The organism is uncultured Streptomyces sp. (genome assembly GCF_947488945.1).
In the GTDB taxonomy this organism is placed as follows: Bacteria; Actinomycetota; Actinomycetes; order Streptomycetales; family Streptomycetaceae; genus Streptomyces.
On the sequence record NZ_CANLBS010000030.1, the window covers coordinates 16,109 to 36,160 of the forward strand.

Annotated in this window: 16 protein-coding genes; 6 read left to right on the forward strand and 10 right to left on the reverse strand. The window is 70.7% G+C overall.

The window, feature by feature from the left end:
• Nucleotides 1-21: 21 nt before the first annotated feature.
• The gene (locus tag Q0994_RS31045; protein ID WP_299541457.1) at nt 22-1,269 is read right to left on the reverse strand and encodes a Rieske 2Fe-2S domain-containing protein; all 1,248 of its coding nucleotides are present in this window, start codon (nt 1,267-1,269) and stop codon (nt 22-24) included.
• 161 nt (nt 1,270-1,430) lie between these two features.
• On the opposite strand from Q0994_RS31045, the gene Q0994_RS31050 reads away from it, so the two are divergent.
• The gene (locus Q0994_RS31050) at nt 1,431-2,924 is read left to right on the forward strand and encodes an AMP-binding protein (RefSeq protein WP_299541459.1); all 1,494 of its coding nucleotides are present in this window, start codon (nt 1,431-1,433) and stop codon (nt 2,922-2,924) included.
• Between the two features lie 105 nt (nt 2,925-3,029).
• Here the strand turns inward: Q0994_RS31050 and Q0994_RS31055 are convergent, their stop codons facing one another.
• The 8 genes from Q0994_RS31055 to Q0994_RS31090 all read right to left on the reverse strand — a co-directional run bounded on the left by Q0994_RS31055 (nt 3,030) and on the right by Q0994_RS31090 (nt 12,182).
• Nucleotides 3,030-3,977 (reverse strand): alcohol dehydrogenase catalytic domain-containing protein, encoded by a 948-nt coding sequence (locus Q0994_RS31055; protein WP_299541461.1) that lies wholly within the window; start codon nt 3,975-3,977, stop codon nt 3,030-3,032.
• On the reverse strand, nt 3,977-4,831 hold the full coding sequence (locus Q0994_RS31060) for an alpha/beta fold hydrolase (protein ID WP_299541463.1): 855 nt from the start codon (nt 4,829-4,831) through the stop codon (nt 3,977-3,979). Before Q0994_RS31060 ends, Q0994_RS31055 begins: the two co-directional genes overlap by 1 nt.
• Before the next feature lie 38 nt (nt 4,832-4,869).
• A complete protein-coding gene (locus tag Q0994_RS31065) occupies nt 4,870-5,718 on the reverse strand; it encodes an alpha/beta fold hydrolase (RefSeq protein ID WP_299541465.1) in 849 nt (282 codons plus the stop codon).
• 107 nt (nt 5,719-5,825) lie between these two features.
• A complete protein-coding gene (locus Q0994_RS31070; protein ID WP_299541467.1) occupies nt 5,826-6,605 on the reverse strand; it encodes an SDR family NAD(P)-dependent oxidoreductase in 780 nt (259 codons plus the stop codon).
• 78 nt (nt 6,606-6,683) lie between these two features.
• Nucleotides 6,684-7,481: an enoyl-CoA hydratase/isomerase family protein gene (locus tag Q0994_RS31075; RefSeq protein ID WP_299541469.1), complete on the reverse strand. Its 798-nt coding sequence runs from the start codon at nt 7,479-7,481 to the stop codon at nt 6,684-6,686.
• Nucleotides 7,478-9,793, reverse strand: coding sequence for a CoA transferase (locus Q0994_RS31080; RefSeq protein ID WP_299541471.1), 2,316 nt, complete (start codon nt 9,791-9,793; stop codon nt 7,478-7,480). Before Q0994_RS31080 ends, Q0994_RS31075 begins: the two co-directional genes overlap by 4 nt.
• Nucleotides 9,794-9,905: 112 nt before the next feature.
• Complete coding sequence (locus Q0994_RS31085; RefSeq protein ID WP_299541473.1) at nt 9,906-10,745, reverse strand: IclR family transcriptional regulator; 840 nt, start codon at nt 10,743-10,745, stop codon at nt 9,906-9,908.
• Nucleotides 10,746-10,832: 87 nt separating this feature from the next.
• Nucleotides 10,833-12,182, reverse strand: a complete 1,350-nt coding sequence (locus tag Q0994_RS31090) for an MFS transporter (RefSeq protein WP_299541475.1) — start codon at nt 12,180-12,182, stop codon at nt 10,833-10,835.
• A 164-nt stretch (nt 12,183-12,346) separates the two neighbouring features.
• On the opposite strand from Q0994_RS31090, the gene Q0994_RS31095 reads away from it, so the two are divergent.
• The 5 genes from Q0994_RS31095 (at nt 12,347) to Q0994_RS31115 (ending at nt 17,244) form a co-directional block, all read left to right on the forward strand.
• On the forward strand, nt 12,347-13,324 hold the full coding sequence (locus Q0994_RS31095; RefSeq protein ID WP_299541477.1) for an ABC transporter substrate-binding protein: 978 nt from the start codon (nt 12,347-12,349) through the stop codon (nt 13,322-13,324).
• A gap of 143 nt (nt 13,325-13,467) precedes the next feature.
• Nucleotides 13,468-14,481: an ABC transporter substrate-binding protein gene (locus Q0994_RS31100; protein WP_299541479.1), complete on the forward strand. Its 1,014-nt coding sequence runs from the start codon at nt 13,468-13,470 to the stop codon at nt 14,479-14,481.
• Nucleotides 14,478-15,383, forward strand: a complete 906-nt coding sequence (locus Q0994_RS31105; protein ID WP_299541481.1) for an ABC transporter ATP-binding protein — start codon at nt 14,478-14,480, stop codon at nt 15,381-15,383. The genes Q0994_RS31100 and Q0994_RS31105 overlap by 4 nt, the downstream gene beginning before the upstream one ends.
• The gene (locus Q0994_RS31110) at nt 15,380-16,207 is read left to right on the forward strand and encodes an ABC transporter permease (RefSeq protein ID WP_299541483.1); all 828 of its coding nucleotides are present in this window, start codon (nt 15,380-15,382) and stop codon (nt 16,205-16,207) included. The genes Q0994_RS31105 and Q0994_RS31110 overlap by 4 nt, the downstream gene beginning before the upstream one ends.
• 65 nt (nt 16,208-16,272) lie before the next feature.
• A complete protein-coding gene (locus tag Q0994_RS31115; protein WP_299541485.1) occupies nt 16,273-17,244 on the forward strand; it encodes a zinc-binding alcohol dehydrogenase family protein in 972 nt (323 codons plus the stop codon).
• 693 nt (nt 17,245-17,937) lie between these two features.
• On the opposite strand, the gene Q0994_RS31120 is transcribed toward Q0994_RS31115, so the two are convergent.
• On the reverse strand, nt 17,938-19,572 hold the full coding sequence (locus Q0994_RS31120) for a carboxylesterase/lipase family protein (RefSeq protein WP_299541487.1): 1,635 nt from the start codon (nt 19,570-19,572) through the stop codon (nt 17,938-17,940).
• Nucleotides 19,573-20,052: the final 480 nt, after the last annotated feature.

The window sequence follows — 20,052 nt, forward strand, 5'->3', positions numbered from 1 at the left end:
TCAACAGAGTGCGGGCCATGATCAGGCTTCCCTTTCCGTGGTGTCCGTGGCGGGGCCGGTGACGCCGGCGGCAGCGAGCTTCTTGCCGTACTCCTCCTCGCTGAGGTTGCGCCAGGAGGTCAGGGACACGTCCGGGCGATAGAGCTTCTCCGGGGGCGCGTCGGTCACGTCGACCATCCAGGCGTCCTGGCCGGAGAACTGGCCGTGGAACAGCCAGCGGACGGCGCCCAGGTACTTGGCGTAGAAGCGGAGCGTGTCCCAGCCCTGGGTGAAGTTGACCATCACGCCGACGTACTGGTGGTTGTCGGCGTCGACCGGAACGTAGAACTCGTAGTGGATGAACTTGGGGTAGGCGATTCGCAGCACGCCCGGCATCGACAGGGACGCGAAGCCCGGGAACTCCTGCGCCTCGATCACCGGGTCGACGGCGTCGGTCTTGCCGGTGTTGCCGAGGTTGAACGTCTCCTCGGGCGGCTGCTTCTTCCACCACCGCTTGTTGGACCAGCGGCCCACGCCCGGGAAGTCGGCCTCCCAGTAGACCTCGTCCTGGACGCGGTAGATCCAGCGGCCCTTCGGCACGATCCGGGTGATGTTCCACGTCGGCATCGGTTTGAACAGCCGCCACAGGGCCGTCCGGTGGAGGTACTTGGCGTGTCCCTCGTCGAAGCCGTTCTCGCAGGCGAAGCGCCAGTTGCCACCACGCGGCTCGATGCGGCCGCCCATCACGAAGGCGTTCGACACCAGCTCCTCGGGAAGCTGCTCGTCGATCGGGTGCGGTTCCTCCTCGGCGACCGGCATGTACACCCAGACCATGCCGAGGCGCTCCTCGACGGCGTACGTGCGCACACCCAGCTTGCCCGTGAGACGGCAGCCGGGACCGTCGGTGATGACCGCGGACAGTTTGCCCGTGGGCAGGTCGAAGGTCCAGCCGTGGTACGGGCAGCTGACAGTGCCGGGGAACTGCTGGTCGCCCTCGGACAGCGGGACACCGCGGTGCGGGCAGCGATCGTGCAGCGCGTACACCTTTCCGCTGTCGCGGATCAGCGTGATCTTCTCGCCGCACAGCGTGAACGGCTTCGGGTCGCCGGTGATGTGGCTCGCCCAGGTGACCGGGTACCAGTAGCCGCGGAAGCCTGACGCCGCCGCGTCGTAGTGGGGCCAGGACGACCAGTCCTGGCGGCCGATCTTGTCGGCGGATCCGCGGCGCGCCGGGGTGGACTCTCTCGCGGCGGTCTTCTTCACCGCGGGGGGACGTTCGCTCGTCGTCATCTCGTCGTGACCTCCAGCTCCAGTGGGTCTGCGGCACGAGCATCCGGCGAGACGCTGCGCCTGCCTATGAACCTGTTCCGGTGAGCGGACCGTGGCGGCGGCGGACCGGTCAGCGAACCACTGCTCTTGATCACCCGAAGGCAGGCGAACAGCATCCGTTCATGAACCGCATGACAATTCCCGGCCTGGTCGACGCGGCGGCCGCAGACCACGGCGAGCGGGCCTTCCTCACCGTCGACGGCGTCCGTCGCACCTACGCGCAGACGCGAACGGCCGCAGCCACGATGGCCGGCGCGCTGGCGGACCGAGGCTGTCGGCCGGGGGACCGGGTCGCCACGCTGCTCTCCAATCGCGTCGAACTCGTCGATGTGGTGCTCGGATGCGCCTGGCTCGGTGCGGTCGTGGTCCCGCTCAACACGGCACTGCATGGCCGGCTGCTGCGGCACGCACTGGACGAGTCGGAAGCGCGGTTCCTTTACGTGGAGGAGGACCTGGCCGCGCGTGTGGGCGAGGTGGGATACGCGGGACAGGTATGGGTGGCGGGTTCGTCGTCGGCGCCCGTCCACGGCGTCGCGCGTGCGCTCGACCCCTACCCCTCCCGTCCCGGTGACACGGCCGCCATCCTCTTCACCTCCGGCACCACCGGTCCCTCCCGCGGCGTGCGCTGCCCGCACGCCCAGTTCGTCTGGTGGGGCCGGAACGTGGCCGACTCACTGCGGCTGAACACCGACGACACCCTCTACACGTGCCTGCCCCTGTTCCACACCAACGCCCTCCACGCGCTGGCACAGGCGGTGACCGTGGGGGCCTCGGTGGTCGTGGATCGCCGGTTCTCCGCGTCCAGGTACTGGGCGCGTGCCGCCGGGGCTCGGGCCACCTGCGTGTATGTGCTGGGCGCCATGGTGCCGATGCTGCTCGCGCAGCCGCCCGGGCCCGACGACCGGGCGCACCGGGCCTGGCGCGGGCTCGGCCCCGGCACGCCCGGCGCGCTGTGGGACGTGTTCCGAGAGCGGTTCGGCGTGACCCTCGTCGACGGGTTCGGTTCCACGGAGACCAACCTGGTCATCGGCTCCGTACCCGAGGACTGCCGCCCCGGTTACATGGGCACGGTGCGCGAAGGCTTCGAGGCGCGGGTCGTCGACGCGGAGCTCTCGTGCGTGCCGGACGGAACGCCCGGGGAGCTCGTCGTCCGCACCGACCAGGAACATGCCTTCGCCACGGGCTACCTGGGCTATGCGGCCCCGGCTCCGGGCGCGTGGCGCCGCACCGGGGACCGTGTGGTGCGCGAGCCCGACGGCTGGTTCCGCTTCGTCGACCGCGTCAAGGACTGCATCCGGCGCCGCGGCGAGAACATCTCGTCCTACGAGGTCGAGGTCGCGCTGCAGGCGCATCCCGACATCGCCGAGGCGGCCGCGTTCCCGGTCCCGTCCGAACTCGCCGAGGACGAGGTGATGGTGGCGGTCGTCCCGCGCGCCGGCCGCGCGCTCGACCCGGCGCAGGTGGCGAGACATTGCGCGACGGAGCTCCCCGCGTTCGCGGTGCCACGGTATGTGGACGTGGTCGCGGCGTTGCCGCTCACAGAGACGGGAAAGGTACGCAAGTCCGTGCTGCGGGGGCGGGGGGTGACCGGGGAGACGTGGGACCGGTGCGGGTAGAGCGCGTACCGGCAGGGTGCGGGTCATGGGCATGTTGCGGGGGCGTGGGAACCCCGACCGGCTCCCACGCCCCCTCACCCGGGCGACGACGCACAGCCCGAGCTTTCACCCGGGCAGCAGCACCGCCCGCCCCCGCACCCGACCGCCGCGCAGGGCGTCGAGTGCCGTGGAAGCGTCCGCCAGTGCGAACTCCTCGACAGCCACGTGCAGTTCACCCTCAGCGAGCCGCCGGACCAGGTCACCGGAAACCTCGCGGGCCCGGCGCTCCTGGCGGATCATGTTCACCGGCACCAGCGCCACCTCGTCGAGCAGCCAGCTCGGCAGATCAAGCTCCACGCCCGGGCCCGCCACGTACCCGATGACCACGGCGCGTCCGCCCTGCCGCACCCACCGGCTGCGGCCGACAAGGCCGGCGCCGCCGAGCGTGTCGACGAGCAGCGAGGCCGACCGGTCCCGGGCGAGACCCGCCGCGTCCTCCAGCGTCACGGCCTCCGCGCCCTTCGGCACGTCGGCCAGCTGGTCCTCCCGGCCGACCACACCGGTCACCCGCGCGCCCGCGGCCAGCGCCTGCTGCGCCACCATCGCGCCCACCGCGCCGGCGGCGCCGACCACGACGACGTCCTCGTCCGGGCCGATCCGGGCGACGTCGTGCAGAGCCACGTACGCGGTCGTGGCGGGGACGAAGAAGCTCGCTGCCACGGAGGGGGCGAGTGGAGCCGCGAGCGGGGTGACGGCCTTGCGCTTGACGCTGACCCGCTCCGCCCACGTGCCGTCGCGCAGGAGGCCCAGGCCGCCACCGCGCAGCACGACCTGCGTGCCCGGTGCGAGGCCGGAGTCGGCGTCGGCCTCCAGGACCGTGCCCGCCCCCTCGACACCGCCGACGTACGGCAGTGCGGGCTTCAGCTCGAAGTCGCCGGTGGCGACGGTGACGTCGAGGTGCGAGACGCCGCCCGCCGTGACCTGGACGAGGACCTCGCCCGGTGCGCGAACGGGCTCCGGGACCTCGTCGAGGACCGGTGCGGCGCCCCACGCGTGGAACCGTACGGCCCGCATCAGCCGGCCGCCTTGGCGATGAACTCGAGGCTGATGGGGTTGTAGCGTTCGGCCTGCTCGTGCTGCGGCCAGTGCCCGCAGTCCTCGAACAGTTCAAGGCGTGAACCGCGGATGCCCTCGTGCAGCGCTGTCGCCTCGGGGGTGTCGCCGAACGGGTTCTGTCGTCCCCACACCACCAGCGTCGGCTGGGTGATCCGGGCCAGGTGCTCGGGGCGCAGCAGGTTGCGCTGACGGCGTTCCATGTCCTGGAGGGAGAGGAGGTTGTCGACGCCCGCGACGAACTCCGGGGTGTGGTAGATCGCGTGCCGGACCTCGACCAGTTCCTCGGTCGCGGAGGCGTCGTCGGCCATGAGCAGCCGCATCCGCTTGCGGGTCAGGTCGATGTCGTCGGAGGTGACGGCCTTCTTGGTGCTGGTGCGGATGCGGTCCATGACCTCCGGGTTGGCCACGGTGCCGCCGGAGCAGAGGAGCTGGAGGCTGCGCACCCGCTCGGGGTGTTCGATGGCGGCGCGGGCGCCGACCCAGCCGCCCAGGGACTCGCCGACGATGTGGGCGCTGTCGACGCCGACGGCGTCCAGGTAGTCGAAGAGGTGCGTGACGTAGTCGGCGATCTCGTACGGCTTGTCGGGCTTACCGGTGTAGCCGTGGCCGAGCATGTCGATGGCGTGCAGGTCGTAGGCGGCGTGCGCGGTGATGTTGCGCGCGAAGGCCTCCAGGTGGCCGCTGGTGCCGTGCAGGAAGACGACGGCCTGGGCGTCCGGGTCGCCGGCGCGCAGGGTGCGCGTGGGGACGCCGGCGGCGTCGACGTACTCGACGCGGAAAGGGGTGGGGCTGATCTCGGTCCAGATGGACATGTGCACTCCGTAAGACGGTCGGGGAGGGTGGGAAAGCTTCAGTTCCAGGAGTCGAGGAAGCCGCTGACCACCGAGTGGTAGGCCTCGGGGCGTTCCTCCTGGAGGTGGTGGGAGGCGTGGTCCATCACGTGGAGGCTCCCGCCGGGCACCATGCGAGCGAGCATCAGCGGGTAGTCCGGGGTGAGGAACGCGTCCTGCATGCCCCACATGAACAGGGTCGGAGCCTTGATCCGGCCCAGCTCCTCGGTGAGGTCCTGCCAGTCGCCGCGCGGCGAGTCGGACATGGCCGCGAGCGCGCGCTCGCCCTCGTCGAGGCTCTGCTCGTAGCGCAGCGTCAGTGTCTCCTCGGGGAGCTTCGCGCCGTCGTACCACTCCAGTTTCGTGATGAGCTGCCGCATTTTCTCGCGGGTCGGGCCCTCGCCGCCGTAGTAGACGTCCCGGGCCGTTCGGCCGCGGTGACCGTTCTCGGGCAGCGGCGCGAGCGGGCCGTAGAAGACGGGCATGCTGCCGGTGATGACGAGGGAGCGGACACGGTCCGGGTACTTCGCCGCGAGGTTGAGGGCGATGGTGCCGCCCCACGAGTTGCACACGAAGTCGGCGCGGTCGACGCCCAGCGTGTCGAGCAGACCGACCGTCCTCGCCGCGTGGTGGTCCCACATCGGGCCCTCGATGCGGGACTTCTCCGATTTGCCGTACTGGTGGATGTCGACGAGCAGACAGCGCCGGTCGGCTGCGAACAGGGGCGCGACGGGCCCGAAGTCGCTCCACGCGGTGCATCCGGGGCCTCCACCGTGCAGGAACACCGTGTCGGGACCCGATCCGAGGTCGTGGTAGTGGTAACGGATGCCCGCGCCGTCCGCGTAGCGGCTCTCCGGTGCTGGTGACATGCGAGTCCTTCCGTACGAATGCGGGGGGTACGGTCCCGAGCCCATCACCGCACCGGGCGCGGACCCAGCTCAGCGGTCCGCTCAGCGAACCCCTCCCGCCAGGCGGCTCACTGGGCGGTGTATCCGCCGTCCACGTGCATCACCGCACCGGTGGTGAAGGCCGATCCGGCGGCGAGCAGGGGGAGCACCGCGTGCGCGATGTCCTCGGGCCTGCCCCACCGGCCCAGCGGCACCTTGGTGGTGAAGGCGGCCTGGGCGGCGGCATCGCTGGTGGTGTCGCCCTCGTTCATGGGCGTACGCACGGGGCCGGGGGCGACGCAGTTCACGGTGACGCCGGTTCCGGCGACCTCAAGGGCCACCGACCGGGTGAGCGCGGCGACCGCGCCCTTGGTGGCGGCGTATCCGCTGCGCTCGGGGGCGCCGGTCGAACCGAGCACGGAGCCGATCGTGACGATGCGCCCGTGACCGGCGTCGAGCATGCCGGGCAGGACCGCGCGGATCGCCAGCCACGTCCCCATGACGTTGGTGTCGAGAGCGGCTCGGAAGTCGTCAGGCGTCAGGGCGAGCACCGAGCCGCGCGCCAGGCGTCCGGCTGCCGTCACCAGGCCGGTGACCGGCCCCCAACGGTCCGTCGCCAGGCCCACGGCCTCGGCCAGCGCCTCCGGCTCCGTGGTGTCCGCGACGAGCGCCAGGTGCGTGTTCCCGTGAGTACGCCCGAGCCGGTGCCCCGCCGTGCGGCACCGTTCCGCTGAACGCCCGGTGACCACGACGGGCCTCCCGGCGCGGGCTACGGCCTCGGCGACCGCGAGGCCGATCCCGCTCGTGCCGCCCGTGACGAGCACGGGCCCGGCCTGTGCGGCTTCCTCGATGTGGTGTGCGCATATCATCCGGTGAGCATGCGGAACGGCCGGGGACACGCCAACGCGGGTGGTCCGGCCACCGGACCACCCGCGTCGGGCCTGTCGTCACCGCCCGGTGAACACCGGCGCCCGCTTGTCGAGGAATGCCTGAAGCCCTTCCGCCGCGTCGGCCGTCCCGGTCAGGTCGGCGACGCCTCTCTCCTCGCGTTCCAGGGCCTGCTCGACGGGTAGCCCGAACCCCTCGTCGACGACCCGTTTGAGCAGCCCGATGGCGGCCGTGGGCTGCGCGGCGAGCCGACGGGCCCGTTCGGCCACCACCGTGTCGAACTCGGCCTGCTCCACGACGAGATCGACAAGCCCGAGTTCCAAGGCCCGCTGCGGTCTCAGACCCTCCCCCTCGATCATCAGCCGCTTCGCCACGTGCGGGCCGACCAACCGGGGGAGGCGCTGACTGCCGCCGGCCCCGGGGAACAGCCCGAGCCGCATCTCCGGGAAGCCGAACGTGGCCTCCGACGCCAGGACCCGCAGATCGCAGGCGAGTGCCAACTCGGCCCCTCCGCCGAGCGCGTGGCCGTTCATCGCCGCCACGACCGGCTTGGGTGCCTGCTCGATCACCCGCTGCACGTCGATCCAGCGGCGCATCTTCGCCTGGTTCGCCACGGAGAGGTCCCGCATCACGGCGATGTCGGCGCCCGCGATGAAGAACCGGCCCGTGCCGGTGATGACGACGCACCGCACGTCAGGGTCGGCGGCGAGGGGCCGCAGGACCGTGAGGAACTCCTCGATCATGGCCGGGTTCACGGCGTTCGCCTTGGGCCGGTCCACGCGGATCGTAGCGACGGCGCCGTCACGCGTCACGTGCAGTACGGAGGGTTTCTCCTGGGACATCCTGGCCTCGCTCATTCGGTCACTCCCTCGGCGGCCAACGCCGCAAGTTGTTCGTCGTTCAGGCCCAGCAGTTCGCGCAGCACCTCGTGCGTGTGCTCACCGAGGAGAGGCGCGGGACGGTCGAGAGCACCGGGCGTCGCGGCAAGCCGCGCGACGATCCCCTCGTGCCGGACCGGGCCGGCCAAGGGGTGGTCCAGTACGGGATAGAAGCCGCGAGCGGCGAGCTGTTCGTCGGCCTCGACGAGGTCCTGCCCGGTTGCCACGACCGCCGCCGCCACCCCCTCGGCCTGGAGCAGTTCGGCCAGCTTGTGGCCGTCCTGCCCACTCGTCCAGGCGGCGAGGGCCGCGTCGATCTCGTCCTCGTGCGTCCGCCTGGCCTCCACATCGCCCTCGGCACAGGGGAGATCGACGAGGCGTGACAAGGCGCGCCACTGCGCTTCGTCCGTCACCGACACCGCCACCCACCGGTCGTCCCCGGCCGCCGGATACACGCCATGGGGCACGGCATACGGTGAACGGTTCGGGTGTGCGGCAGTCCGGGGATCGGTCGCACCGGCGCCGAGGACGGGTTCCAGGGCCGCCGGACCCATCGTCGCGGCCATCGCCTCCAGCTGCGACAGGTCCACGTGCCCGCCGCCGCCCCGCGCCAGCAGGTCGAGCGTGGCGAGCACCGCGGAATTGGCCGCGATCATGTCGCCGAGTCCGAACGTCAGGCCCTGTGGCGGGCCGCCCGGATCGCGGGTCTCACTGGAAAGGCCGGACATCGCGGCGAGCGTGTCGGCGAACGTCACGGCGTTGCGCCAGGGCCCGGTCTGCCCGACTCCGGCCATCGACACCAGGATGACGTCCGCGTTCAGTTCGCGCAGCGAGGCGTAGTCCATCCCCCACCGGGCGAGCACGCCGGGGCTGAAGTTCTCCACGACGACGTCGCAGTGCGGGACCAGTTCGCGCAGCAGCCGCCTGCCCTCCTCGGTCCGCAGGTTCAGGGCGACACCGCGCTTGTTGCGGTTGAAGTTGAGGAAGTAGCCACTGTCGTCGGGGTCCGAGCCCGGCCTCAGATGCATCGACGGCGCGAACCGCGTGGGGTCCTGACGGTGCCGCGATTCGATCTTGACGATGTCCGCACCGTGCTCACCGAGCTGCTTGGTCACGTACGGTCCGGCCAGCACCCAGGTCAGATCGAGGATCCTGACCCCTTCCAGAGCCTTGGACCGCGGCTGCCCGTCACGTCCGCGCGCCTTCCCCGGCCGCGTCGTGGGCCATGGCGCTTCGCCCGGAGCGACCTCCCGGAGCGCGGGCAGAGCGACCGGCCGGGGCAGCGCCGCCCACGGGAACCCGACGTCCTCGACGCCGCCGTCCGGCAGCCCAGCGCCCGTGATGGTGACCAGAGACGCGCGATCGCGCAGTTGCGGGTTGGCGGTCAGCCGCTCGGGCGGCGCCACCTCCGCCCACGGCAAGGCACGCTCCCGCGCCTCGGCGGCCAGCGCGGCCGCCGGGCGCCGCGCCGCGAACCGCTGCACGAGAGCGTCCACGTGAGCGCGCCGCCGCCATCGGAACGCGGCGTCCTGCCAGTGCTCGTCGAGCAGATCATCCGCCTCTCCTCCCTCGGCCATCCATGCCAGCAGGTCGGTCCACATCCGGTCGCTACCCGAGTAACCCCCGGCCACGTAACCGTCCGCCGCCTCGAAGATCCGGTGCGCGACGTGCTCGTACACCCCTCCGTTGCGTACGGGGAATCGTCCGGCGTGGATCCACGCGAGCGCGCCGGTCTCCAGCGTGGCGGCGGTGGCCTCCTGCACGGAGACGTCAACCAGCTGAGGGGTGCCCGACACGACGGCCAGGAGCGCCCCGATCGCGGCGTGAGCGCCTGCGGTCTGCAGTGCCTGCTCCCGCGGCGGCGGCTTGGGCTGCCCGTCAGGGCGCCCTCCGAGCCAGGTCATGCCGCCGGCCGAGGCCAGAACCAGGTCGTCGCCGGTCCAGTCGCGGTGCGGCCCGGTCAGCCCGAAGGGCGTCACGACCACGTGCACGGCGTGCGGCCAGCGGGAGGAGCCGTCCTGTCGCAGTCCCCGCAGCCGTGCCACGGGTCCGCTCTCCAGAACGATGTCGGCAGCCGCCGCCAACGCGTCCAGTTCCACCGCGTCGCGTACCGGTGTCCAGCGCTTGCCCGCGTGCCAGTGGGCGCGGGCCGCCGGACCAAGATCCGCACCCGACTCGGTCCTTACGACGTGGGTTCCGATCCCCACGAGCAGCCGGGCACCCTGGAAGGCGAGTTCATCGGTCAGATCGAGCACGCGCAGCGGCGACGGGTCCGGTTCTGTTCGCACCACGGCTCCTCCTCACATGTCCGCAGCCTTTGCGGGCACCTCACGATCACCGCGGGAGGAGAGGCGGGCCACCACCTCGTTCTGCTGACCGGACTGGGACCGCTGCCGCGCGTCGTCAGCTCGCGACGACCCGCACGGCGGTCGGGCTCGGTTTCGGTGCGCGCGCCGCGTGAGCCGTGTCGTAAGACGTCTTCTGCGCCACACCGCGCGCGATGCTCTCCGCCGTGGCCTGGACCGCCGCCAGGTACCGGTCCGCCGACACCTGCGCCACCGGCGCGGTGACCGAGAGCGCCGCGTACTGCGACCCGGGCAGCGCCACCGGTACGGCGAGACTGGCGTACCCGGCTCTGACCCCCTCGATCTCGAGCGCGTATCCCTGGAGTGCCGCCCTGGCCAGCCGCTGGGCCAGCACCCCGGGGTCCGTCACGGAGCGGGCGGCCAGCACCGGGAACCCGGCACTGGCGATGGCCGCGACCCTTTCGGGCCCGTCCGGGGCCAGGGAGAGCAGCAGCTGACCGGTCGCCGTGCAGGAGGCGGGCAGCCTGCCGCCGACGTACGAGTGTGTGAGCACGTTGGCCTCACCGGCGATCTTCTCCAGGAACAGCACATGCGTGCCGTCGAGGACCGCCAGGTGCACGGCCGTACGGGTCCGGGTGAACAGGTCGGTCATCAGCGGGCGGGCCACGCTGCGCAGCACGGCGGACGCGGGCACGCGCTGTCCGAGATGAAAGAGCCTGATGCCGAGTTCGTAGGTGTCACCGTGCCGGTCGAGAAGTCCCCACCGCACCAGTTCCTGGGCGAGGCGGTACGCCGACGCCTTGGGCACGCCCGATCGGCGGCTCAGCTCGCTCAGCCGCAGCCGGTCCGCCCCCGACTCGAACGCGGCGAGGAGCAGCTGAGCCTTGCCCAGGACGGAATTCGGCAGCAGGACGTCCTCGTCGGCGTACGATTCCATCAGCGTCCCCTTACTTTGTCGCATGGCGGTACAGGCCATTTGAAGTGCAGCAACGCCATGTTGCATAGAGGGGCGGGGATGTGAACATCAGGCAACAGGCGTGGTGACGTTCTCCTTCCGGGGCCGGTCGGCGCCCTGCGGGGGTTGCTGCCCGGGGTCGTCCGGGATGTGCGCGAAGAAGACCAGCGCCACCAGTGTGACGAGTGCCATTCCCATGGTCAGCAGCGCGACCGGCAGGAAGTGCCCCGTGGCGGCCAGCAGCGCCGTCGCCACCAACGGCGACAGACCGCCGGCGATCGCCGAAGACAGCTCGTGGCCCAGCGCCATCCCGGAGTACCTGGTGCTGGTCGAGAACAGCTCCGAGAAGTAGGAGGGCTGGACGCCGATCATCGCGGCGATGGCGACGTGGCCGACGATGAACGCCACCCACACCGCGGCGGGCCTCCCCGTGTCCATGAGGAGGAAGAACGGCGCCGCCCACAGCAGCATGCCGATCGCCCCGCCCAGGTAGACGGGGCGCCTGCCCACCCTGTCGGAGAGCCGGCCGAAGACGACCATCATCGCCGAGTCCACCAGCATCCCGACGATCCCGGCCCACAGCAGCACGGTCGAGGAGATCCCCACGTACGCCCCGTACACGAGGGAGAAGGACATGAAGATGTAGCTGGCGCCGCTGTCGGCGAAGCGCAGCGCCATCGCGAACAGCACCTGGCGCGGATGCCGATGCAGCACTTCCCGCAGCGGCGAATGAGGCGCGCTCCCGGCTTCGGTGGACTCCGCCTCGAAGTGGTCGGTCTCGCCGAGATTGCGGCGGATGTAGATTCCCACCACGAAGATCACCGCACTGGCCAGGAACGGGAGCCGCCATCCCCAGGCGAGGAAGCCGTCCCCGGACACCTGCTGGGCGAGCCACAGCGCCAGAGCCGACAGGACGAAGCCCAGGCCCATGCCGCAGGAGCTGAACGAGGCGAGGAACCCACGGCGCTCGGCCGGGACGTTCTCGGTGATGATGAGGACGCCGCCGCCCCACTCGCCACCGGCCGCAGCTCCCTGGAGCACCCGTAGCAGTAGCAGAAGCAGCGGGGAGAGCAGACCCGCCGTGGAGTACGACGGCAGCAGCCCCATGCAGAAGGTGGCGACGCCCATCAGCGAGAGCGTTCCCATCAGCGCGGCCTTGCGCCCCCGCCGGTCACCGATGTGTCCGAAGACCAGACCCCCGATGGGCCGGGCGGCGAACCCCACGGCATGGCCGGCCAGGGCCGCGATGGTGCCGAGCAGCGGATGCCCACCGGAGGGGAAGAAGACCGTGCCGAGGACCAGTGCGGCAGCGGTGGTGTAGAGGAAGAAGTCGTACCACTCCATCATGTTGCCGGCGACGGACGCGATGACCACGCGTCGCGTCGTGGACGCGCCCTCGGTCGTGCTCTTGCGGGGCATGTGTGCTCCTTGCCGTTCGAGCCTGGGATCGGTGGAGCGTACGAAGCGGTACATGCTGTCTCAATCGTCTCGGTCCGCCAGGTGGGACACCGCGCTTTCCGTCGGTCTTCCGGGGTGCCAGGTTTCCGCCACCTCGACAGCACTCCGACCGGAGGTCGTTTGCGATGTTCCGTCTCCACCGCACGGCAGGGCGCCCGGCTGCCGCCCTGCTCGCACTCCTCCTCGCCACTGCCTGCGGCGCCGGCACCACCGACTCGGCGGGTTCCGCGGGCGGCGGGAGCCAGACCGTCCGGATCGCCCTCGGCGTCGATGCCTCGTACGCCCCGCTGTATCTCGCCGCCGAGCGTGGCATGTTCAAAAAGGCCGGCCTCGACGTACAACTGATGAAGGTGGAGGGCGGCCCCGCCGCCGCCCAGGCGGTCACGGCCGGTTCCGCACAGATCTCCGCCAACGCCGACTCCACCGCGCTGCCGCAGATGGTGAGCAACCCGCGGCTGCGCGCCCTGGGCGTCTTCCAGTCCTCGGGCCGCTACCTCAAGGTCGTGCTGCGCAAAGGCGTCACCTCGCCGCGCCAGATCAAGAGGATGGGCTCGATCCAGGGCCTCGGCCTGTACGCGACGCACGAGTACCTGCGGCACCACAGCATCGACCCGGACTCCGTGAAGATCCAGCAGAGCGCGCCGCAGGAGATCCCCACCATGCTCCAGCGTGGCGACATCGACGGCTACATCCTCTTCGACCCCTGGGTGACCAAGGGCGTCGAGGCGGGGGGACACATCGCCGGCTCCATCGGCGACTTCGGCGTGACGTACAGGCAGTGGCTTCTCGCGGACGACAAGTGGCTGAAGGACAACCAGGTACTCGCCGGGAAGGTCTTCAAGGTGGTCGCCGAGGCCGACCGGCTGGTGGCGAAGGACCCGCACGCGGCAGCCCTGGCAGCGCACGAGCAGGCCCAGCTGCCGGTCGCGGGAACAGAGAAGGCGCTCGGCGAGATCTCGTTCGAGTCCCGGGCTCTGACGACGGCCGATGTCGCGTCCTCGCGCCGGATCGTGGACTTCCTCCTGGAGCAGCACCTCGTCAGAAGCGCTCCTGAACTCGACACGGTACTTCTGCGCGGTTGGTACGACAGGTATGCCGGATGACCGGCTCAGACGAATCATTCCCCGGCCGGTCCGCTGAGCGGACCTCCGTGCATGCACCTGCCCTCCGACCGGCAGTAGCGTGCGCCAACTCCCCAGCCAGTAACTCGATGACCTGCCGAAAAGCGTCCCGATCCGAGGTGGCCATGAAGACCGCGTCTCACCCGAACACCCGCCCGACAGGGCGCATCACCGGCTCCGCTCTCCTGACCGCCGCACTGTTCGCGGCAACCGCGTGCGGCGCGGGCACCACCGACGCGGGGGCCGGTTCGGGCTCCGGCGGGGCGGGTGAGCACCTTCGCATCGCGGTCGGTGTCGACGCCTCGTACGCGCCGTTCTTCGTCGCCGGTGCCGAGGGTCTGTGGGCCAAGCACGGGGTGGATGTCGACCTCGTACAGTTCGCCAAAGGCGGGGAAGGCGTCGACGCCCTCAGTGCCGGACAGGTCCAGATGGCGGGGAACTCCGACGCCACCACCATCGGGCTGCTCGGACAGAACCCGGACCTGCGCTCACTCCTCGTGTACGAGGACTCCGGGCGTTACCTCAAAGTCGTTCTGGCGCCCGAGGTGAAGTCACCGTCCGAGATTCACAAGATGGCCGTGGTGCCGGGCCTGTCCGAACTGGCCGCCACGCGTTTCCTGGAATCGAAGGGCATCAAGCCGGGCTCGGTCGAATTCGTCACGGCCGACCCCGCCGAGATACCGGCCCTCACCAAGAAGGGCGATGTGGACGCTTACGTCCTGTGGGAGCCGTGGCCGGCCAAGGGAGCGGAACTGGGCTTGCGAATCAAGGAGACCACGGGCGACTACGGCCTCAGCTACCAGCACTGGCTGCTCTCGACCTCTTCCTGGCTCGAGGACCACAAGGACGTCGCCGCCCAGGTGGCCGCGGCCCTCGCGGAAGCGGCCCGGAAGACCGAGAGCGATCCACAGGCCGCCGCACAGGCCACCCAGGACGCCGCGAAGATCCCCACCGCTCAGACCGTGAACGCGGTGAAGGAGATCGACTTCGCCGTCCGCGACTTCACGGCCGAGGACCTGAAGGGCTATGAGGACACCGCCCGCTTCTACTCGGACACCGGCAAACTCAAGGCCCGCCCCGACGTGACCCGCACCGTCCAACGAGGCTGGCTTCCCGCCAACACAGAGGTGTCCCGATGACCGAGGCGACCAAGGGGATCGATAAAGAGACGGCACCGGCGACCGGCGTCGGAGCCACAACCAGGACCGGCCCCCGCAGTGAAGGGGCGGCCGGACGTGGCGCGGCCTTGCGCGTCGAAGGAGCGGGCATCTCCTTCGGTGACTTCCGGGCCGTCCAGGGCATCGATCTGGACATTCCGGCCGGCGAGTTCCTCTGCCTGCTCGGCCCGAGCGGCTGCGGCAAGTCGACGCTGCTGTCTTCCATGGCCGGCTTCGTCCAGCTCAGCGAGGGGTCTCTCACCGCGAACGGCGTCCCCGTCAGCGGCCCCGACCCGGAACTCGGCATGGTCTTCCAGAGCAGCGAGGCCCTCTTCGACTGGATGACGGTGCACCAGAACGTCACCTTCGGGCCCCGTATGCGCGGTCGAAGCCGCACAGAACAGAACCGGGTGGCCGACGAGTTCCTCGGCCTGGTCGGCCTGCGCCACTGCGCGGACCGCTACCCCGGCCAGCTCAGCGGCGGCATGCGCCAGCGCGTCCAGATCGCACGGGTCCTCGCCAACGAACCGGGCGTCGTCCTCATGGACGAGCCCTTCGGCGCGCTCGACGCGCAGACCCGGCAGGTGCTGCAACAGGAGACGGCCCGCATCTGGCGGGCGTCCGGCTGCACCGTCGTCTTCGTCACGCACGACATCGACGAGGCGATCCTCCTCGCCGACCGGGTAGCCGTCATGACGGCGGGCCCGGCGGCCTCGATCAAGTCCCTGTACACGGTCGACCTGCCCCGTCCCCGCGACGAGTCCGACCCCGTCGCCCGGCGCCTGCGCGACCGGTTGCGCGAGGACATCGGAGAAGAGGTCCGCAAGGCCATGCGCGACCAAGGACTCGACGACCGACTCGACCGAGAGGCGACGGGCGCATGACGATCACCACAACCGAGGCTTCGGCCCCGCCCCGCACACGCCCGCGCCGCATCCCTGAGGTGGGCGGCGGGCAAGGGCTGCGCATCCTCGGCCTGTACGCCCTCGCCGTACTCGTCGGCCTGAGTGTCTGGCAACTCGTCGCCATGAAGTACGGCCCTTCCCTGGTCGCCTCGCCGCGGGAGACCCTGTCGGCCGCCGGTGAACTGGCGTCCGACGGCACCCTGGGCAACTCGGTCATCGCCTCCAGCCGACGCATCCTGATCGGCTGGGGCCTCGGCGTCGTGGTGGGCGCCCCGGTCGGCCTGCTCATCGGCCAGATCAGGATCGTCCGCCAGTTCCTGGAGCCGTACATCGAGTTCTTCCGCTTCATCCCGCCCGTCGCCTTCGTGACCCTGGCCGTGGTGTGGCTGGGCATCGGCGAGACGTCGAAGGTGGTCCTGATCTTCTACACGGCCGTCTTCATCGTCACCCTCAACACCAGCGCGGGCGTGATGGCCGTCAACGAGTCCAAGCTGCGGGCGGCGGCCAGCCTCGGAGCGAGCCGCAGCCAGGTCCTGCGGCGCATCGTGTTGCCGTCCACCGTCCCGTACATCCTCACGGGCGCCCGCCTGGCCATGGGCAACAGCTTCCTGACGATCGTCTCCGCCGAGATCGTCGCCGCCCAGGTGGGCCTCGGCTCCCTGATCTGGACCTCCCGCAACTACGGCCGCATCGACTGGGTCTTCGTCGGCATCATCACCCTCGGCCTCCTGGGCCTCGTCTACGACCGTGTGCTGCGCCTGATCGCGATGCGTGTACTGCGCAAGTATGGAGTTAACGTGTAAAGGGGGCATGGTGACCAACGGGGGAAGCGCAGCGACCAACGGGGGAAGAACGGAGAACTCAGCACGTGAGCACGTCCTCGACCACATCGCGCACCCTGTTCCTCGAGGAGTTCGGCACCCTGCCGCGGCTCCGGGAGCGGGCCGTGCCGGAGCCGCAGCCCGGGCACACCCTGGTCCGGGTGGCAGCGGCCACCGTCGCCCATCTGGACCTGAACATCCTCGACGGACGGTTCGGCATCCTGCCCCAGTTGCCGTTCGTCCCCGGCACCCAGGGCAGCGGCTACGTCGTCGCCTCGGGCACGCACCCCGAGGGCGCCCTGGTCCGGCTGCGCGGCGAAGGGCTGGGCCTCAGCCGCGACGGCGCCTGGTCCGAGCACGCGCTCGTTCCGGACGCCGCCGTGGAGCCCATGCCCGAGGGCACCGATCCCGCCCTTGCCTGCATCTACTTCTCGCCGGTCGGCACCGCCTGGGCGACCGTCCACTCGATTGCCCAGGTGCGTCCGGGGGAGCGGGTGCTGGTCACCGGCGCGTCCGGCGCGGTCGGCGCCATGGCCGTGCAGCTCGCGGCGCGCGCCGGCGCGGAGGTGATCGGCGCGGTCGGGCGCCCCGCGAAGCTGCCGCACGTACCGGGGGTCGCCAAGGCACTGCTCGCCTCGGACCTCTCCGAGGAAGCGATGGGCGGCAAGGCCGACGTACTGATCGACACGGTCGGCGGCTCGATCCTGCGCCACGCCCTCACCCTGGTCCGCCCGCGAGGCCGAGCCGCTCTCCTCGGCTACACGGCCGGCCGAGAGCTCACGCTGGACCTCGCGGACTTCTTCCTCGCCGACGTCTCGTTGCTGCCGGTGAACATGATCTCCCGCGGGGCAGAGGTCGCCCCCGACGTGTTGCGCCTGCTGCCCGACCTGTCGACGGGCGCCTTGTCGCTGCCCTACGAGAGCTACGCGATGGATGCCCTCGGTGAGGCGGTGGGGCGGCTGCGCACGGGTGCGGCGGTCGGGAAGATCGTGCTCCAGATGGGGAACGCCGGACACTGAATTCTCCCCGAGCGGGAGGGTTCGCGGCGAGCACGGGGCCCGGCCGGTGAAGTCCGGCCGGGCCTCGAGCGTTCGGCGCCGACTGGATCCCCCGGTTTCCCGTGCTCATGGGCCCGCCCACTCACGCACCCGGGTTTCAGCGGTCGTCGCAACATCTCAGATGAAGGGTGCGACGGACTTCGAGATCCGGAGGCGCCGCCTTCGTTGAGTCTGTCCCGTTGTCCGGGTGAGGCCGGCCGCATCCCCATCGCCGCCCGGCTACGGGAGAAGGCCGGCGTCCGCGCAATCGCCGCGGAGTTGGGCAGCAGCCCTCCACCATCAGCCGCGATATCCGCCGCAACCGGCACCCACCCAGTGGCCGATGCCGGTCTTGCGCCGCCAGGCCCGCGCCGATGTCCGCAGACCTGGCCCCGAGCAGATCTGCCAGGATCGGCGGTCCCGGGTTTCCGACCGGCCGGAGATGCACGCGGCCCCCGAGACGACTACCAGGCCCTCCGACCTGTCCACCCCACCCACGAAGGTGCACAACTGACCGCCGTCCCCGCCGAACTCGACGGCCATCCAAGCAAAACGCTCGGCTGGGAAACCCAGCCGAGCGCCTGCCCTGAATTCCTCGCGGCCTGATCAGCACGGCCACGTGTTGCGACGATCCTCAAGTACCGCCCGCGAGACGGGCCCGTGGCGCCGCCGGTCTCAGGACTGGGAAACACCGGCCTGCGCAGCAAGTTGGTCCGGGTTGACGGGAAGCCAGTCGTAGCCGAGGGTATTCCAGAAGGCGCACTGGCGACGCGCCTCGAAGACATCGGTCTTCAGTGCCCGGCTGGCGCCACCCGGCAGCAGGGACATGTACTTCCCGGCCCGCAACGAAGGCCAGGCGGCGAGTCCCGGAGCTGCGGGATTCCCGTGCTTCACGAACGAGCCCCAGTAGCGCACCATCTCCCTCGACAGCTGCTGCTGCCCGGGAGACAGCAGCTTCGAGGCCGCCGAGGGCAGCAGGTACGGCATCTCGCTGGCATGCGAGGCCCCGGGGTCGAAGCCCGGCGGCAGGGTGCCGAGGACGGGCGGGTGCGGGTCGTCGAACTCGTAGAAGTATGTGCGTGGTTGCAGACCGGCGAACTGGCCCGCGAGATGCTGGTACTGGCAGCCGCCGAGCCCGTAGAAGACGCTGCTGTCGCCCCAGAGCGCGGCGAAGGCGTACGTCCCGGTGTACGCGTCACCGTAGGCGTCGAACGGGTAGTGCGCGAGTACGGCGGGGGCCTTGGCCCCGAACTCGATGCGGACCGCCTGCTCGTACTGTGCCTTCGTGGCGTGTGCGAACGGCAGCGCCCAGGGGCGCACTTCGTCACGCGTGCTTCCGATGAGGAGGGGGACGTTCGCGGCTCGGCCGGTGCGCACGGCCTCGCTCGGCGGGAGGGGAAGCTCGGGCCCTCCGGACACGGGCAGCGGCCCGCTCAGGACGCCGCCCACGAAACCACCGCTGGTGGACAGCAGTTCTCCGGCCGGCTTGGCCCGCAGGCAGGAGAGGGGGGCCGGGGAGGCCGAGCAGCCGGCTGCCGCGGCGTACTTGTTGCCGCGGGCGACTGCCTGGGCGGTGGTGTGGCTGGGGCAGCCGCCGCTCTGGATGATCGCTCCCGAGAAGAGACCCCGGGCCGGCGGCGAGGCGAGGAGTGCGCAGACGGAGTGGCCACCGGCGGATTCACCAGCGATGGTCACGCGGCTTGCGTCCCCGCCGAAGGCGCCGATATTGCGCTGCGTCCACCGCAGGGCCGCCTCCTGGTCGAGTAGACCGTAGTTGCCCGCGCCCTGCCTGCTCAGCCCGGGCAGGTCGAGGAATCCGAACACGCCGAGGCGGTAGTTGATCGTGACAACCACGACGTCGTTGGCCTCGGCGATCTGCGAGCCGTCCTCGGAGTTGCCCGAACCGAAGGAGAAGCCGCCGCCGTGGATCCAGAACATGACCGGCAGTGGCCGCGCTGTCCGGTGGGCCGGGGTGTACACGTTCAGGTACAGGCAGTCCTCACTCATCCCCGGCCCGCCGTCACCGCCGAACTGCAGGCAGCGGGGGCCGCTGGTCATCGCAGGCCGGGTGCCTGTCCAGGAGGAGGCGGGAGCGGGAGGCTGCCAGCGTCCAGGGCCGACCGGTGGCGCGGCGTACGGGATACCGAGGAAGCGGTCGACTTCCTCGGCCGACGTCCCTGCCACCGCTCCCCTGTCGGTGGAGATGGTCAAGGAGTGTGGGAGGGCTGACGCGGGGACAGCCGCTATGAACGTCAGCAGGGCGAACAGGCTTGTCAAGCCGGCCAGCCCTCTTCGAACAGTAGCGCGCACGGAGTCTCCTGAGATGCTGGAGCAATGGGGCAGCCATGATGGGGCTCGTGCAGCAGGTGGACGACGTTCCCGTTCCGTTCAACGGACCCTCGGCGGTCGCCGCCGGTGCTTCTGCTGTCGGAAGTCGCGGGGCGACCTGGGCGGCGCGGCCAGAAGGACGGGATCGGGGCTCCGCGGCTCGGGCGCCGACGGGGAGCGAGCGCTACCTCAGGACCCGGGCCGCTGGAGCGCATCTCCACGTCGACCCTTTCCCGGTGCCGTCCGGCCATGACGCTCCGGGCCCCGAGGTGTCACCCCGATCGGAAAGAATGCCCCGACCAGCGGTTCCTGCTGGCCCGCTCCCCGCGCCGTCTTTTCGATGACTCATCACGTGAAGATCGCGGTGCACGGAAGTCGTCGCTCCTGGTCCAAAGTCCCAGAAAAGTCCCAGGGACTCCGCCACACCCCGCCTCAACTTGCATTTGTGCAGGTCAGAAGGGG